General features: G+C 72.3%; 17 protein-coding genes and 3 tRNA genes. 8 read left to right on the top strand and 12 right to left on the bottom strand.

Translation table 11 applies throughout. The annotated features are described in order from the left end of the window. Nucleotides 1–121: 121 nt before the first annotated feature. The 3 genes from rph to AOM07_RS01285 all read left to right on the top strand — a co-directional run bounded on the left by rph (nucleotide 122) and on the right by AOM07_RS01285 (nucleotide 2,062). Complete coding sequence (rph, locus tag AOM07_RS01295; RefSeq protein ID WP_062310591.1) at nucleotides 122–862, top strand: ribonuclease PH; 741 nt, start codon at nucleotides 122–124, stop codon at nucleotides 860–862. Continuing rightward, nucleotides 859–1,476 (top strand): RdgB/HAM1 family non-canonical purine NTP pyrophosphatase, encoded by a 618-nt coding sequence (gene rdgB, locus AOM07_RS01290; protein ID WP_062311437.1) that lies wholly within the window; start codon nucleotides 859–861, stop codon nucleotides 1,474–1,476. Before rph ends, rdgB begins: the two co-directional genes overlap by 4 nt. Before the next feature lie 79 nt (nucleotides 1,477–1,555). Further along, on the top strand, nucleotides 1,556–2,062 hold the full coding sequence (locus AOM07_RS01285) for a mismatch-specific DNA-glycosylase (RefSeq protein WP_062310588.1): 507 nt from the start codon (nucleotides 1,556–1,558) through the stop codon (nucleotides 2,060–2,062). On the opposite strand, the gene AOM07_RS01280 is transcribed toward AOM07_RS01285, so the two are convergent. Further along, on the bottom strand, nucleotides 2,055–2,597 hold the full coding sequence (locus AOM07_RS01280) for a DUF4916 domain-containing protein (protein ID WP_156165269.1): 543 nt from the start codon (nucleotides 2,595–2,597) through the stop codon (nucleotides 2,055–2,057). The two genes, AOM07_RS01285 and AOM07_RS01280, sit on opposite strands and share 8 nt — an antisense overlap. 130 nt (nucleotides 2,598–2,727) lie before the next feature. Here AOM07_RS01280 and trxA point away from each other — a divergent pair, with 130 nt between their 5' ends. Continuing rightward, nucleotides 2,728–3,099: a thioredoxin gene (trxA, locus tag AOM07_RS01275; RefSeq protein ID WP_062310584.1), complete on the top strand. Its 372-nt coding sequence runs from the start codon at nucleotides 2,728–2,730 to the stop codon at nucleotides 3,097–3,099. A gap of 193 nt (nucleotides 3,100–3,292) precedes the next feature. Here the strand turns inward: trxA and AOM07_RS01270 are convergent, their stop codons facing one another. The 3 genes from AOM07_RS01270 to bcp form a co-directional block, all read right to left on the bottom strand. Continuing rightward, complete coding sequence (locus tag AOM07_RS01270) at nucleotides 3,293–3,925, bottom strand: LysE family transporter (protein ID WP_062310580.1); 633 nt, start codon at nucleotides 3,923–3,925, stop codon at nucleotides 3,293–3,295. Between the two features lie 71 nt (nucleotides 3,926–3,996). After that, nucleotides 3,997–4,078 (bottom strand) — tRNA-Leu (locus tag AOM07_RS01265). Nucleotides 4,079–4,223: 145 nt separating this feature from the next. Further along, nucleotides 4,224–4,694, bottom strand: a complete 471-nt coding sequence (gene bcp / locus AOM07_RS01260; RefSeq protein ID WP_062310577.1) for a thioredoxin-dependent thiol peroxidase — start codon at nucleotides 4,692–4,694, stop codon at nucleotides 4,224–4,226. A gap of 108 nt (nucleotides 4,695–4,802) precedes the next feature. On the opposite strand from bcp, the gene AOM07_RS01255 reads away from it, so the two are divergent. Continuing rightward, nucleotides 4,803–4,875 (top strand) — tRNA-Lys (locus tag AOM07_RS01255). 100 nt (nucleotides 4,876–4,975) lie between these two features. Here the strand turns inward: AOM07_RS01255 and AOM07_RS01250 are convergent. Next, nucleotides 4,976–5,653: an SDR family NAD(P)-dependent oxidoreductase gene (locus AOM07_RS01250; protein WP_062310574.1), complete on the bottom strand. Its 678-nt coding sequence runs from the start codon at nucleotides 5,651–5,653 to the stop codon at nucleotides 4,976–4,978. Further along, nucleotides 5,650–7,080: a DUF6421 family protein gene (locus tag AOM07_RS01245; protein WP_062310569.1), complete on the bottom strand. Its 1,431-nt coding sequence runs from the start codon at nucleotides 7,078–7,080 to the stop codon at nucleotides 5,650–5,652. Before AOM07_RS01245 ends, AOM07_RS01250 begins: the two co-directional genes overlap by 4 nt. A gap of 153 nt (nucleotides 7,081–7,233) precedes the next feature. Between AOM07_RS01245 and AOM07_RS01240 the strand changes: the two genes are divergently transcribed. Both AOM07_RS01240 and AOM07_RS01235 read left to right on the top strand, forming a co-directional pair. After that, complete coding sequence (locus tag AOM07_RS01240) at nucleotides 7,234–7,701, top strand: Lrp/AsnC family transcriptional regulator (protein WP_062310564.1); 468 nt, start codon at nucleotides 7,234–7,236, stop codon at nucleotides 7,699–7,701. Nucleotides 7,702–8,113: 412 nt separating this feature from the next. After that, nucleotides 8,114–9,211: an NAD-dependent epimerase/dehydratase family protein gene (locus tag AOM07_RS01235; RefSeq protein ID WP_169748105.1), complete on the top strand. Its 1,098-nt coding sequence runs from the start codon at nucleotides 8,114–8,116 to the stop codon at nucleotides 9,209–9,211. Between the two features lie 64 nt (nucleotides 9,212–9,275). On the opposite strand, the gene AOM07_RS01230 is transcribed toward AOM07_RS01235, so the two are convergent. The 3 genes from AOM07_RS01230 to AOM07_RS01220 all read right to left on the bottom strand — a co-directional run bounded on the left by AOM07_RS01230 (nucleotide 9,276) and on the right by AOM07_RS01220 (nucleotide 11,822). After that, nucleotides 9,276–10,262, bottom strand: coding sequence for a glycine betaine ABC transporter substrate-binding protein (locus tag AOM07_RS01230; RefSeq protein WP_062310558.1), 987 nt, complete (start codon nucleotides 10,260–10,262; stop codon nucleotides 9,276–9,278). A gap of 130 nt (nucleotides 10,263–10,392) precedes the next feature. Then, a complete protein-coding gene (locus AOM07_RS01225) occupies nucleotides 10,393–11,124 on the bottom strand; it encodes an ABC transporter permease (RefSeq protein WP_082101445.1) in 732 nt (243 codons plus the stop codon). Next, nucleotides 11,121–11,822, bottom strand: coding sequence for an ABC transporter permease (locus tag AOM07_RS01220; RefSeq protein WP_156171736.1), 702 nt, complete (start codon nucleotides 11,820–11,822; stop codon nucleotides 11,121–11,123). Before AOM07_RS01220 ends, AOM07_RS01225 begins: the two co-directional genes overlap by 4 nt. Before the next feature lie 57 nt (nucleotides 11,823–11,879). Here AOM07_RS01220 and AOM07_RS01215 point away from each other — a divergent pair, with 57 nt between their 5' ends. Continuing rightward, nucleotides 11,880–12,635, top strand: a complete 756-nt coding sequence (locus AOM07_RS01215; RefSeq protein ID WP_062310552.1) for an ABC transporter ATP-binding protein — start codon at nucleotides 11,880–11,882, stop codon at nucleotides 12,633–12,635. A gap of 44 nt (nucleotides 12,636–12,679) precedes the next feature. Here AOM07_RS01215 and AOM07_RS01210 read toward each other — a convergent pair whose 3' ends face one another. From AOM07_RS01210 to orn, 3 genes are all read right to left on the bottom strand, one after another. Continuing rightward, on the bottom strand, nucleotides 12,680–13,345 hold the full coding sequence (locus tag AOM07_RS01210) for a DUF4126 domain-containing protein (protein ID WP_082227357.1): 666 nt from the start codon (nucleotides 13,343–13,345) through the stop codon (nucleotides 12,680–12,682). 100 nt (nucleotides 13,346–13,445) lie between these two features. Next, nucleotides 13,446–13,521, bottom strand: a tRNA-His gene (locus tag AOM07_RS01205). 42 nt (nucleotides 13,522–13,563) lie between these two features. After that, nucleotides 13,564–14,181, bottom strand: coding sequence for an oligoribonuclease (gene orn / locus AOM07_RS01200; protein ID WP_062310549.1), 618 nt, complete (start codon nucleotides 14,179–14,181; stop codon nucleotides 13,564–13,566). Nucleotides 14,182–14,187: the final 6 nt, after the last annotated feature.

The following is a 14,187-nucleotide window of genomic DNA, read 5'->3' as shown; positions in this document are numbered from 1 at the left end:
TCCGTGGCCCCGCGTTCCGGGTTGCGCGGACGCGACTCGCCGCCGACACGCCCGCGCGCCGGTGGGGGAGTGCCTCGCCCGCGTGGAGAGACGCCCGGCGTGCGCGGATAGGCTCGTCCCCATGACTGTGACTCGCGCCGACGGCCGCACCCCCGACCAGCTCCGCCCCATCTCCTTCGAGCGGGGCTTCCAGCGCAACGCCGAGGGCTCGTGCCTCGTCACGTTCGGCGGGACGCGCGTGCTGTGCTCGGCGTCCTTCACCGAGGGCGTGCCGCGCTGGAAGAAGGGCTCCGGCGAGGGCTGGGTCACCGCCGAGTACGCGATGCTCCCGCGCGCCACCAACACGCGCAACGACCGCGAGTCCGTCCGCGGCAAGATCGGCGGCCGCACGCACGAGATCAGCCGCCTCATCGGCCGCTCGCTGCGCGCGATCATCGACGTCAAGGCGCTCGGCGAGAACACCATCGTGCTCGACTGCGACGTGCTCGACGCCGACGGCGGCACCCGCACCGCCGCGATCACCGGCGCGTACGTGGCGCTCGCGGACGCCATCGAGTGGGGCCGCAAGCACGGCGCGATCAAGCCCGGCGCGCGACCGCTCACGGGCTCCGTCTCCGCCGTGTCCGTCGGCATCATCGACGGCACCCCGATGCTCGACCTGCCGTACGTCGAGGACGTGCGCGCGGAGACCGACATGAACGTCGTGATGACGGGCGAGGGCGGCTTCGTCGAGGTGCAGGGCACCGCCGAGGGCGCGCCGTTCTCCAAGGACGAGCTCGACGCGCTGCTCGCGCTCGCGACCCAGGGCAACGCGGACCTCGCGGTGCTGCAGGCGCTCGCGCTCGAGCCGGCGCAGGACTGACCGTGGCACGCCTCGCGATCGCGACCCACAACGCGCACAAGGTCGGGGAGATCTGGGGCATCCTCGCCCCGGCGGTCCCCGGCCTGGCGCGCGAGGACGTGGCCTCCGCCGGCGAGCTCGGCGCGCCGTCGCCCGTCGAGGACGGGGTGACGTTCGAGCAGAACGCGCTCATCAAGGCCCACGCGCTCGCGAGGGCGACCGGCCTGCCCGCGATCGCCGACGACTCCGGCATCGCCGTCGACGTCATGGGCGGCGCGCCCGGCATCTTCTCGGCGCTGTGGTCCGGCCGTCACGGCGCGGACCGCGAGAACCTCGAGCTCCTGCTTGCGCAGATGGCCGACATCCCCGACGAGCACCGCGGCGCGGCCTTCGTGTGCGCCGCCGCGCTCGTCACCCCGGACGGCGGCGAGCTCGTGGTGATCGGGCGCATGCCCGGCCGCCTCACGCGCGAGCCCGCGGGCGAGGCGGGCTTCGGCTACGACCCGATCTTCGTCGCCGAGGGCGAGTCCGTCACCAACGCGGAGCTGGACCCCGCCCGCAAGAACGAGATCTCGCACCGCGGCCGCGCGTTCCGCGAGCTCGCGCCGCACGTGGCGGCGGTGCTCGGGGCCTGACATGCCCGCCGCGGGCGGCCGGGACGCTGAGCACTCCACTCAGCGGTCCGCCGCCTCCCCCGGGACATCGGGTACTCCCGTGCTGCCCGACCACCTGGCGCCCGGCCTGCGGGCCGTGTTCTGCGGCACCGCGCCCGGCCTCGCGTCGGCGGCGCGCGGCCACTACTACGCCGGCCCCGGCAACCGGTTCTGGGAGTACCTGACCCGGGCGCGCATCGTCCCCGTGGCGCTCACAGCGCAGGACGATGCGCGGGTCACCGAGTTCGGGATCGGCCTCACCGACCTGGTGAAGACCATGGCGCAGAGCCACGATCGCGGCCTGCCGTACGACTTGCCCGCGCTCGCCGCGAGGGTGGACGCGCATCGTCCCGCCTGGATCGCCTTCACCTCGAAGGAGGCGGGCACGCAGGCCGCGCGGTGGCTAGGGCTCCCGCGCCCGGGCCTGGGCGCGCAGGACTGGACCTTCGCGGGCGCGCGGGTGTTCGTGCTGCCCAGCCCCAGCGGCCGCAACCAGGGCCGCGCGTCCTACGACGGGCGCGCGACCCGGCTCGCGTGGTGGGAGGAGCTGGGGGAGGCCCTCAGCTGAGCGCGCCGCAGTGCGCGAGCGCCTGGCGCAGCAGCACGTGCTGGCCGCCGGCCATCTCGCCAGCGACGTCGTCGCTCGCCGCCTCCTCGGGCGACAGCCACGTGAGGTCGAGCGCGTCCTGCTGCGGCTCGCAGTGGCCCTCGACGGGGACCACGTAGACGAGCGCGGTCGCGTGCTGGCGCGAGTCGTGGAACGGCGTGACGCCCTTGGTGGGGAAGTACTCGGCGACCGCGACGGGCACCGGCGACACGGGCACCTGCGGCATCGCGCCGAGTCCCAGGTCCTTCTCGAGGTTGCGCACGATCGCGTCGCGGAGGCGCTCGTGGTAGAGCACGCGGCCCGCCACGATGGCGCGGGAGATCACGCCGTCGTAGGCACGCAACAGCAGTCCTACCTCGGTGATCTCTCCCATGGGATTAATCCGGACGGGGATCACGTTCACGTACAGCATCGGGAGCTGTGCACGGACGTGGTGCAGCTCTCGGTCGGAGAGCCATCCGGTCGGCTCGTCGGGTAGCTCGGCCATGTCGGTCATGAGTCTTTTCTACCTCCTGGCCGCGCGTGGTCCCACAACCGCGCCGAGACGTGACAACCTGGATATCGAAACACCGCACTGAGGGGAATGGTAGGATACCCCCCGGGGTATACGCCGAAGAGAGGAACCCATGGCAACGATCGACCTGACCACCGAGACCTTCGATGAGACCGTGAGCAAGGACGGCATCGTCCTCGTCGACTTCTGGGCGGACTGGTGCGGCCCCTGCAAGCGCTTCGCGCCCATCTTCGAGCAGTCGTCGGAGGCCAAGCCGGAGATCGTGCACGCCAAGGTCGACACCGAGGCTCAGCAGGAGCTCGGCATCAAGTACGGCGTCACCGCGATCCCGACCCTGATGGCCTTCCGCGACGGCATCATGGTCTTCAACCAGGCCGGCGCGCTGCCCGGCCCGGCCCTGCAGCAGCTCGTCGACGCGGTCGAGGGCCTCGACATGGACGAGGTCCGCACGAAGATCGCCGAGCACGAGGCCTCGCAGCACTAAGCCTTCACGCACGCGGGCCCGGTTCTCCCTCGGGAGGGCCGGGCCTTCGTCGTGTCCGGGGGTGGGCGGTCTCCCGCCGCAGCCGGCGTATCGGGCCCGGATGGGCCCGAGCGAGCAGGGACGATGCGCGCGAGGCCGGATCCGTACGCCGGCGCGGTCGCGGCGCCGTCGCGGTGTGCCGGTCGGACCCGGGTCAGGTCGAGACGGCAGCCACGATCGCCGCGATGCCGAGCGCGATGACCGCGCCCGCGGCGACGATGCCGAGCGCCCGCACGATGCGCGGCGACACCCGCGCGCCGATCACGGCACCGACGATCGCCAGGCCCGCCTGCCACAGCAGCGACGCGAGACCTGCCGCGACCACGAAGACCGCGGGTCCGTAGGCGGCGGTCGTGACGGTGGTGACGACCGCGGCGAGCGCGAGGAAGTAGACGACGGTGGCGGGGTTGAGGGCGGTGAGCCCGACGAAGCGCGCGTAGATGCGCCACGGCCTGCCCGTCACGGGCTCGCCCGCGTCCACGACCACCGGACGCAGCGCGCCGCGCAGCAGCACCGCGCCCACGCCGATGATGACGACGCCGGAGACGACCCCGATGGTCGTCATCCACGGCTGGAGGGCGTCCACGAAGTACGCGCCCACGCCCACCGCCACCGCGCAGTACACGAGGTCGACGGAGGCGACGCCGGCGGCCGCGGCGAGGCCCGAGCGCAGGCCCTGCACCATCGACTCGCGCAGGATGAGCAGCCCCACCGCGCCCAGCGGCATCGCGACCGCGAGACCCGCGACGAAGCCCGCCGCGGCGAGCGTGAGGAGGTCGTGGGTCACGGCGCCATTGTGGCGGCGACCAGCGCGGATGCGGAAGACCCCGCACCGGCCGGGCCGATGCGGGGTCGAGGTGCGCGAGGGGGGACTTGAACCCCCACGCCCGAAGGCACTGGAACCTAAATCCAGCGCGTCTGCCAATTCCGCCACTCGCGCGCGCGGTCAAGGATACGGGCGCCGGACGTCGCCCGGTTCCCCTGGGGAGCCGCGAACCTCCGGAAACCGTCGCACGGCTCCCCGTGATGGCGTCGTGCGGGGTGCGCGCAGGGGCAGGCCGGGTGGGGTGGCCTGCGGGACGCGGTCAGTCCAGCTTGAGATCGCGGCGCAGCTTCGCGACGTGGCCCGTCGCCTTGACGTTGTACTGCGCGAGCGCGACCTTGCCGTCCTCGTCCACCACGACGGTCGAGCGGATCGATCCCTCGACCTCCTTGCCGTAGAGCTTCTTGATGCCCCACGCGGCGTACAGGTTCTGGATCGCGAGGTCCTCGTCCGACACGAGCGTGAAGGTGAGGCCCTCCTTCTCGCGGAACGTGGCGAGCTTGGCCGGGGAGTCCTTGGAGACGCCGACGACCTCGTAGCCGGCGGCGTTCAGCGCGTCGAGCGAGTCGCGGAAGTCGCACGCCTCCGTGGTGCAGCCGGGCGTCATCGCGGCGGGGTAGAAGTAGAGGATCACCTTCTTGCCGCGCAGGTCGGCGAGGCGGAAGGTGCCGGTGTCGGTGGGGGCGGTGAACTCCGGGGCGGTGTCGCCCACGCTCAGACGGGTGTCGCTCATGGGTCCACGGTAACGGGGGCCTCGGACACCCGGTCGCCCCTGGGTGCCGATTTCACATTGCGTGGAGAGTCCTGTATTGTTGTCTCTCGCGCCGCGATAGCGCGCGATGCGCCTCTAGCTCAATTGGCAGAGCAGCTGACTCTTAATCAGCGGGTTCAGGGTTCGAGTCCCTGGGGGCGTACGGAGTGCGAAGGCCCGGTCCATGAGGACCGGGCCTTTCGCGTTCTCCGGGGCCGATCGGGGGCATCGAGCGCGGTCCACGGACCGCCTCCCGGGCCGTCTCACCCCTGGTCGGCGCGGATCTCGACGATCGAGCCGTCGACCTCGGCCCCCACGTCCCACAGCCCGGTGAACGCGTCCGCCACGGCCTCCTCGAGCCCCGCGAGGGTCTTCACGCGGAACACGACCGCCGCCGCCCTCGGCGCCGAGCCCGCGTCGCGGGCGTGCTTCTCGAAGCCGTGCGCCACCGCCCGGACCCAGGCCTCGCTCGCCGCCTTGACCGCCGCGTAGCTCGCCCCGCCCGCGAGCGGCCGCTCCACCGCCGTCGACGAGACGATCGCGAGCCGTCCCGCGGGGGAGCGGGCGAGGTCGTCGAAGAACGCCCGCGACACGAGCCGCAGCGCCGTGAACGACGTCTCGAGGAACCGGTGGTCCGCCTCGGTCTGCCCCGCCAGCCCGCCCCCGCCGCGCCATCCGCCGACCAGGTGCAGCACGCCGTCGACCGCGACCCCGTCGGCATGAAGCCGCCGGGCGAGCGACTCGACGGCAGCCTCGTCGGCGAGGTCGACCACCTCGGTCCGGGCCCCGAGCGCGGCCAGCGGGCCCAGCCGCTCGGCGGAACGTCCCGCCGCGATCACCCGTGCGCCCGCGGCCGTGAGCGCGCGCACCGCGGCGTGGCCGACGGCGCTGGTCGCCCCCGCGACCAGCACCGTCCGCCCCGCGACGCCTCCCGCGGTCACGCGGCCGTCGACCGGATGCCGGCCGTCGACTCGATGACGCCCCTCATCTTCTTGTCGAGCGCCTCGAAGAACATCGACAGCGGGAACTCGTCGTCCATGACGAGGTCCGTGTACCCCTTCGGGGGGCCCGCCAGCACCTCGCGCGGCAGGCCCTCGGCCCACACCGATGCCGGGTTGGGGGTGACGACGCTCGAGACGAGCGCGTACGCCTTCAGCCAGTGCGCCGTCTTCGGCCGGTCGATCGACTCCCAGTAGAGCTCGTTGATCGCGTCGCTCAGCTCGATCACCGCATCGGCGACCCGGTCCCAGTCGACGCTCAGCTCGACGTCCCGCCACTCCAGGACGTGCTTGCGGTGCAGCCACGCGAACAGCAGCTGCCCGCCGAGGCCGTCGTAGTTGCGCACCCGCGAGCCGGTGATCGGGAACCGGAAGATGCGGTCGAACAGCACCGCGTACTGGACGAGCCGCGCGTGCCTGCGGGTGACCAGCTCGACCTCGGACAGCTCCTCGCCCGCGGCGGTGCGGGCGTCGAGCCGCCGCTGGATCCCGACGGACTCGCGGAAGGCCGTGAGGTCGCACCGCAGCTCCTCGAGCGTGTAGAGGAAGAACGGCATCCGCTGCTTGATCATGAACGGGTCGAACGGCAGGTCGCCGCGCATGTGGGTCCGGTCGTGGATGAGGTCCCACATGACGAAGGTGCGCTCGGCCAGCCCCTGGTCCTCGAGCATCTCGGCGGCGTCGGCGGGCAGCTCCAGCTTGGTGATGTCGGCGGCGGCCGCCACGACGCGACGGTAGCGCGCGGCCTCGCGGTCCTGGAAGATCGCGCCCCAGGTGAACTGCGGGATCTCGCGCATCGCGACCGTCTCGGGGAACAGCACCGCCGAGTTCGTGTCGTAGCCGGGCGTGAAGTCGATGAGGCGCAGCGAGACGAACAGCGCGTTGCCGTAGTCCGCGGCCTCGAGCGCGGCGACGAATTCGGGCCAGATCGCCTCCGCCAGGAGCGCCTCGACGTGACGGCTCGACGAGCCGTTCTGCGTGTACATCGGGAACACCACCAGGTGGCGCGTGCCGTCGACGCGATGACGCTGCGGCTGGAACGCGACCAGGGAGTCGAGGAAGTCGGGCACGCCGAAGCCCCCGTCGACCCAGCGGGCGAAGTCGCGGGGGAGCGCCTCGAGGTACGCGGAGTCGTGCGGGAACAGCGGCGCGAGCGCGCGGATGGAGCTCACGATCGCGTCGACGTGCGCCCGCGCGGCGGCGTGGTCGGAGGCCTCCGGCACGGAGCCGTTCTTGATCTGCAGCGTCTGCAGGGCCGTCGCGGCCTCCTTCAGCCGGAGCCAGGCGGCGCTCGTCTCCACGTGGCGCACGTCCTCGACGACCTCGGGCTCGCCGATGACGGGCTGCGCGGTGCCGGCGGACAGGGACATGGGGACCTCCCTCGACGCTGAGTGGAACATTTCCTGCGCACGATGCGTAGAACAGGAAGTCTTTCACCGGACGATGCGCGGGTCAAGGATTCTGCCGGTTCCGGGCGGCGACGTCCGCACGGATCGCGGCACGCATGCGGTAGCGTCCCTGTCATGCAGGATCCGGTCGACGCGCGTCTCGTGGCGGAGGTGTCGCGCGATGCCCGCGCCACTCTCGCGCAGCTCGCCTCGCAGGTGGGGCTGTCGACGTCCGCCGTCCAGGCCCGCCTGCGCCGGCTCGAGGCGAGCGGCGTCATCGCCGGGTACATGGCGCTCGTCAGCCCGGAGGCGGTGGGCAGGCCGCTCTCCGCGTTCATCGAGATCACCCCGCTCGACCCCGCGCAGGTCGACGACGTCCCCCGCCTCGTCGAGCACCTCGACGCGGTCGAGGCGTGCCACTCGATCGCCGGCGACGCCAGCTACATGCTCTTCGTGCGCGTCGGCACGCCGCCCGATCTCGAGGCGTTGATCCGCGACATCAGGCAGGCCGTCAACGTCACCACGCGCACGACCGTGGTGCTGCAGACCTTCTATGAGAACCGGCCCATGGTGCCGGTCGAGGGGGAGCGCCCCGCCGGCTGACGGGACCGCCGACGCCGCCGCCGAGGCCGCCGACGCCGCCGCCGAGGCCGCCGACGCCGCCGTCCGCCCCGCCGACCCGGCCCGCGCGGACCGGGAATTCCGCATCTCTCACAACGTCCGTGTCGCGCACCGTTCGTGCGGCGAACCCGCCGCTAACGCCCGGTTCCACGCTCCGAATCGCCGCGCAAGAACCGTGCGAATCGCACAAACCGCCGCAATCAGCACTGGCGAATCGCCCATCCGTGCGCTAAAAGTAAGAACGTGGGCAAAAGGGACAAAGCCGGACCGATCGGTCGGGCGGAGCCCCTCGAACCCACCGGGTGAGGACATCGTCCTCCCCTGCCGAGGGGCTGGGGGAACGACGTCGCGAACCGTCCAGGGGGGATCACAATACGGGGGGAACGTGATGGACATGGCTGAGCGGGCTGAGGGCATGCCGGATTTCGCCGGCAAGACCGTGCTGGTCACGGGCCACAGCGGCTTCATCGGCGCGTGGCTCACTACGGTGCTCGAGCATCTCGGCGCCAACGTGATCGGATACTCGATCAACGACGATCCCTCCTCGGCCGCTCGCGCCGAGTGGCTGGGAGACGTCTGCACCCGGCAGTACGAGGCGGACGTGCGTGACCGCGAGAAGCTCTTCTCGGTCATCGACGAGCACCGCCCGGACCTCGTCTACCACCTGGCGGCGCAGGCGCTCCTGTGTCGCGGCTTCGAGGACCCGCACCTCACGTTCGACGTGAACCTGCGCGGCTCGCTCAACGTGCTCGAGGCCGCCCGCCTCGGCATGATCCCGGCGCTCGTCCACGTGACGTCGGACAAGTGCTACGTGCCGATGAAGCCGGGCGACAGCAAGCTCACCGAGGACAGCCCGCTGGGTGGCTGCAGCCCGTACTCGGCCTCCAAGACCATCGCGGAGATCCTGTTCCGCGAGTTCACCGACCTCACGCGCCTCGACGGCGCCCCGTACCGCGCCACGTCGGTGCGGCTCGGCAACGTGATCGGCGGCGGCGACGACGCCGACCGGCTCGTGCCGAACTGCATCCGCGCCTTCGAGGACGAGCGCGTGTTCGCCGTCCGTGACCCGCTCGCGGTCCGCCCGTTCCAGCACGTCCTCGACGTGGTGGCGGGCTTCGTCCTCGCCGGCACCCGCCTGATCGCGGCCGAGGAGCGCACCGTCGACGCGCTCAACTTCGCGCCGCCGAGCTCCGGCTTCACCGCCGGCGAGATGGTGTTCGAGCTGGCCCGCGCGTGGGGCGAGCCGTCGCTCATCAGCCCCGCATGCGAGGCCTGCGCCTTCCCGGAGGACAAGCTCCTCTGGCTCGACGGCTCCAAGGCGTCGGAGATGCTCGGCTGGCAGCACGCCTTCGACCTGCGCGGCTCCGCCGAGCGCATCGTCGACTGGATCCGCTGGGTCGACGCGGGCATGTCGCCCGCGGACGCCACGCGCCGCCAGGCGGCCGAGTACTTCGTGCGACCCGCCGTGCACCAGCTGCGCGCCGCGGCCTGACGACCCTCAGACGAAGGCCCGGTCCCCCGAGGGGGCCGGGCCTTCGTCGTGGGTGGGGGCGGGCTCAGCCCAGCTCGCCGTCCGAGCTGAACACGAGGCCGACCATGACCTGGCCCTGACGCAGGGCGTTCTTGGTGAGCGGGCCGCCCGCGTCGAGCGAGTCGAACTGCGAGACCTCGAGCCCGTACTCCTCCTCGAGGCCGATCTGGCAGAACGGCCGCTCCGGGCACTCCGGCGGACCGCCGAGCGAGATCGTGCCGCAGGTCTCCGCGAGCTCGGTGAGCGACGTGACGCCGTACTGGTCGGCGAAGTCCTGCGTCACCGCGAACGCGTTCTGGTCCTGCGCCGCCGAGGGCTCGCCGAACACGAGGCCCGCCGTCTCGGCGAGCGGCTCGAGCGCCGACACGGTCGCGTCGACGTCGCCCGAGGCGACCGCCTCGGCGTCCGCGCCGTTCTGGTCGAGGTTGAGGAACTCCGTCACGGTCGCCGCGTACTCCGGCACCACCTGGATGTCGCCCTTCTCGAGCGCCGGCAGGTAGGTCTCGCGGCTGCCGATGGTGCGCACCTCGGTGTCGAAGCCCGCGGAGGCCAGCACGGCGGAGTAGATCTCGGCCACGGTGATGTTCTCCGAGAAGTTCGCGGCGCCGATCACGATGCTGCCGGACCCCTGCTCGGGCGCCTCGATGCCGTTGTCGGCGACGTACTGCGTCGCCGCCTCCTGGGACGTCTGGCGGTCGATGTCGACCGCCTTGTTGAGCTGGATGAGGTCGTCCGTGGTGAGCACCGCGGAGACCGCGTCGAGGCCCGCGAGCAGCTCGGGGGTCGCGGCGTCGGCGTTGACGGCGGGGATGACGTTGTCGGCGTTCTGCAGCATGAGGTCGTCGGCGAGCACGGTGAGCGCGTCGCCCGGGACGGGCTGGCACTCCTGCGCCATGGCGCCGCCCTCGGACGCGGAGCCCGACGACTCGGTCTCCGAGCCGCCCGACGCGCATCCGGCCAGCAGCAGCGTGCCGGCGGCGGCCGCGACGATCAGTGGGTTTCTCGTTCGCATGTCACTCCTCGGGTAGGGCAGTCCTAGGCCGCAACCTTCCATCCGGACGCGTTGTTCCCGCGCGGCCCGGTTTCCAGGGTATTCACCGTTCGGCGCATGCGCGCGGGCGGATGGGTGGACGATGCGCGGGTCAGGCCGCGGCGACCGCGACGCGGCGCAGCGGGGCGGGGGTGACGGAGCGCTGCGCGCGGCCCAGCAGCCAGTCGATGCCGAGGCACACCGCGGCCACGAGGATGCCGCCGGCGAGCACCTGGCCGTAGCGCTGGGTGGCGAGCCCGGAGTTGATGATGACGCCGAGGCCGCCGCCCGCGACGAGCGCGGCGAGCGGCACGGTGGCGACCGTCTGCGTGGCCGAGGTGCGCAGCCCCGCCGCGATGAGCGGCAGCGCGAGCGGCAGCTCCACCTTGAGCGCGACCTGCAGCCGCGTCATGCCCTGGCCGAAGGCCGCCTCGCGGACGTCGGCGTCGACGCCCGACATCCCGGTGAACGTGTTGGTGAGGATGGGCGGGAACGCGAAGATCGCCGCCGCGATGATGACGGCGCGGTTCCCGAAGCCGATCGCGGACGCCGCGAACAGCGTGAGCAGCGCGAGCGTGGGCATCGCGCGCGACACGTTGGAGACCACCGTGGTGACGCCGCCGCCGCGCCGCACGTGCCCCAGCCACAGCCCGAGCGGCAGCGCGAGCGCCGCGGCGATCCCGACAGCCGCGAACGACATGTAGATGTGCTCGATCGTCAGCGCGATGATCGAGTCCTGCTGGAAGCGCAGCGACCCGTCGAAGTTGGTGCCGAAGATCCCGTTGGCCCCCACCCAGCTCTCCGGGGTGGTGAGGTAGGTCCACGCGTCGCCGACGGTGCTCATGCGGCGGCCTCCGCGGTGCGGGCCGCGCCGCGCGCCCGGCGCGACCGCCGCCGGGTGCCCCGCGTCCACGGCATCGCCCACCACCCCAGCAGCACGAGCGCGAGGTCGAGCGCGAGCGCGAGCGCGAGGCACAGCAGCGAGCTGGTCGCGATCTGCGCGCGGTAGTTGGACTGCATGCCGCGGAACATCAGCTGGCCGAGCCCGCCGTAGCCGACGACGACGCCCACCGTCACGAGGGCGACCGTGGACACCGTGGCGATCCGCAGGCCCGCGATGATGCTGGGCAGCGCGTTGGGCAGCTCGACGGTGAGGAGCATGCGCATGCGCGTGTAGCCCAGCCCGCGTGCCGCGTCGACGATGTCCGGGTCGACGCCCTGCAGCCCCACGACCGTGTTGCGCACGAGCACGAGCAGCGCGTACGCGACGAGGCCGATGAGGACCGTGGTGCGGCCGATCCCCGTGAACGGCGCGAGGAGCGCGAACAGCGCGAACGACGGCACCGTGTAGAGCACGCCGGTGACGCCGAGGATGGGGCCGGACAGCCGCGGGGAGCGGCGCACGAGCACCGCCAGGGGCAGCGCGATCGCCGCCGCGATGAGGATCGCCTCGAGCGTGAGCGTGGTGTGGATGACGAACTGCTCCCAGACCTCGTCGCCGCTGCGACGCAGGTAGTCGAGCGACAGCCAGGGATTGTCCACCCCTCGACGGTACACGTCGTCCCTGGACCCGGGCGGGGCCCGCGCTACGGTGGACCGATGGACACCAGCGGGATCGTGCTCGAGGCCGTGCGCAAGGTCTACCCCGACGGCACCGTCGCGGTCGACTCCCTCGACCTCGAGGCGCGCGCCGGGGAGGTGCTCGCCCTCGTGGGCCCCTCGGGCTGCGGCAAGTCGACGACGCTGCGCATGATCAACCGGCTCGTCGAGCCCAGCTCCGGCCGCATCCTCGTGGGCGGCACGGACGTGATGGGCCAGGACCCCGTCGAGCTGCGCCGCGGCATCGGCTACGTCATCCAGCACGTCGGGCTGTTCCCGCACCGCACCGTCGCGCAGAACGTTGCGACCGTGCCGGCGCTGCTCAAGTGGGACAAGGCCCGCACCGCCGCGCGGGTGGCCGAGCTCCTCGACCTCGTGGGGCTCCAGGCGGACACGTACGGCCCGCGCTACCCGCACGAGCTGTCGGGTGGCGAGCGTCAGCGCGTCGGCGTGGCCCGCGCGCTCGCGGCGCGGCCGCCGGTGATGCTCATGGACGAGCCGTTCGGCGCGGTCGACCCGCAGGGCCGCCGCCGCCTCCAGCGGGAGTTCCAGGCGCTGCAGCGCGAGCTGGACCTCACGGTCGTCATGGTGACGCACGACATGCGCGAGGCGGTGCTGCTCGCGGACCGCATCGCGGTGCTGTCACGCGGCGGGGTGCTCGAGCAGCTCGGCACGCCCGAGGAGGTCACCGGGAGCCCGGCGAACGACTTCGTCGCGGACTTCCTCGCGGACTTCGGCGAGGCGCCAGCGGCCTGAGCGCGCGCATCGTCCGGCGGGACGATGCGGCGGCGGGGGAGGGGTCAGCGCCAGCGGCCGCGCCACCACGGCGTCTTGATGCCGGCGGCCGCGCGTTCCTCGCGTTCGGCGCGCTCCTCGGCCTCGAGCAGTGCGCGGCGGCGCCGGCGGCGGCGGCCGGTGGTGACGACCCGGTAGAAGACCGCGCCCATCGCGATGAGGACGACCACGACGAGGATCGGCACGAAGATCGCGATGAGGCTGAGCGCGACCGCGGTCGCGTCCTCCGCGAACGACGCGACCGGCGCGCCGGTGCCGGCCGTCGCGGCGTTGACCGACGGGCGCGACGCGGACTTCGCGGTGTGGACGCCGGCGGAGATGATCGCGCCGACGATGCCCGCGACGAGCGGGTTCTCCTGCCAGAAGTTGCTCTGGTCGATCACCTGGGCCGCGGCGGTGGCCGCGAAGATGACGCCGCCGACGAGCGGGCGCACGAGCGACTGGAGGAGGTCGTTGATGTGGTCGACGCCGGGGATCTTGTCGAGGACGAGCTCGGCGGCGAGCAGCAGGAGGCCGATGATGATCGCGGGCCACGACTGGAGCCAGTCGAGCTGGTCCGGCAGCACGATGAAGTCGGTGAAGCGCGCGAACAGCCCGACCATGACGAGCGGGATGAACGCGTTGAGTCCCGCGGCGGCGGACAGGCCGGCGCCGGTCAGGGCTGCGAACATGGGACCTCCTCAGATTGCGCCGCTCGGCGGCGCCCCCGCAAGGATAGACCGCGCGGGAACGTCGAAGCCCCCGGCGTCCAGGACGCCGGGGGCTTCGTGATGGGGTGGCTAACGGGACTTGAACCCGCGGCCCCCGCGACCACAACGCGGTGCTCTACCAGCTGAGCTATAGCCACCATCGGCCCTCGCGAAGAGGGCCACGGAAGAGTATACCGGGTCTACGGAGCGGCGGTTGACGCGTCCGGCGTCACGCGCTGCGCGGCGGCCTTCGCGTCGTCCGAGTCGGGCCCGGGGAGCGGCACGAGGATGGTCTCGCGGTAGTACCGGAGCTCGGTGATGGAGTCGCGGATGTCGCCGAGCGCGCGGTGGCCGCCGGTCTTCGCCGGGGCCTGGAAGAACACGCGCGGGTACCAGCGGCGCACGAGCTCCTTGAGCGAGCTGACGTCGACGACGCGGTAGTGGAGGTGCTCGATCACCTGCGGCATGTCGCGGTCGAGGAACATCCGGTCCATGCCGACGGTGTTGCCGGCGAGGGGCGACTTGCCCGCCACCGGCACGTGCGCGCGGATGTACGCGAGCACCTGCTCCTGCGCGTCCTCCATCGTGGTGCCGTGCTCGAGCTCGGGCAGCAGGCCCGACTCGACGTGCATGTTGCGCACGAAGTCGCTCATGCCGGCGAGCGCCTCGTCGGACGGCTTGATCACGACGGACACGCCGTCGCCGAGGATGTTGAGGTCGGAGTCCGTCACGAGGCAGGCGACCTCGACGAGCGCGTCCGCGCCCACGTCGAGTCCGGTCATCTCGCAGTCGATCCAGACCAGGGGGGTGTCGGTCATGGCCTT

Source organism: Demequina rhizosphaerae (genome assembly GCF_000971255.1).
Taxonomy (GTDB): domain Bacteria; phylum Actinomycetota; class Actinomycetes; order Actinomycetales; family Demequinaceae; genus Demequina; species Demequina rhizosphaerae.
The sequence above is the reverse complement of the archived record's forward strand: the minus strand, read 5'-3'. Positions and strand labels throughout refer to the sequence as shown.

Bases quoted from the DNA above. Each gene is read 5' to 3' on its own strand.
- AOM07_RS01230 (WP_062310558.1), bottom strand. From the start codon at position 10,262: ATGCGAACGAGAAACCCACTGATCGTCGCGGCCGCCGCCGGCACGCTG.
- rph (WP_062310591.1), top strand. From the start codon at position 122: ATGACTGTGACTCGCGCCGACGGCCGCACCCCCGACCAGCTCCGCCCC.
- AOM07_RS01280 (WP_156165269.1), bottom strand. From the start codon at position 2,597: ATGACCGACATGGCCGAGCTACCCGACGAGCCGACCGGATGGCTCTCC.
- AOM07_RS01245 (WP_062310569.1), bottom strand. From the start codon at position 7,080: ATGTCCCTGTCCGCCGGCACCGCGCAGCCCGTCATCGGCGAGCCCGAG.
- AOM07_RS01225 (WP_082101445.1), bottom strand. From the start codon at position 11,124: ATGAGCACCGTCGGCGACGCGTGGACCTACCTCACCACCCCGGAGAGC.
- AOM07_RS01215 (WP_062310552.1), top strand. From the start codon at position 11,880: ATGGACACCAGCGGGATCGTGCTCGAGGCCGTGCGCAAGGTCTACCCC.
- AOM07_RS01235 (WP_169748105.1), top strand. From the start codon at position 8,114: ATGGCTGAGCGGGCTGAGGGCATGCCGGATTTCGCCGGCAAGACCGTG.
- orn (WP_062310549.1), bottom strand. From the start codon at position 14,181: ATGACCGACACCCCCCTGGTCTGGATCGACTGCGAGATGACCGGACTC.
- AOM07_RS01210 (WP_082227357.1), bottom strand. From the start codon at position 13,345: ATGTTCGCAGCCCTGACCGGCGCCGGCCTGTCCGCCGCCGCGGGACTC.
- trxA (WP_062310584.1), top strand. From the start codon at position 2,728: ATGGCAACGATCGACCTGACCACCGAGACCTTCGATGAGACCGTGAGC.
- AOM07_RS01240 (WP_062310564.1), top strand. From the start codon at position 7,234: ATGCAGGATCCGGTCGACGCGCGTCTCGTGGCGGAGGTGTCGCGCGAT.
- bcp (WP_062310577.1), bottom strand. From the start codon at position 4,694: ATGAGCGACACCCGTCTGAGCGTGGGCGACACCGCCCCGGAGTTCACC.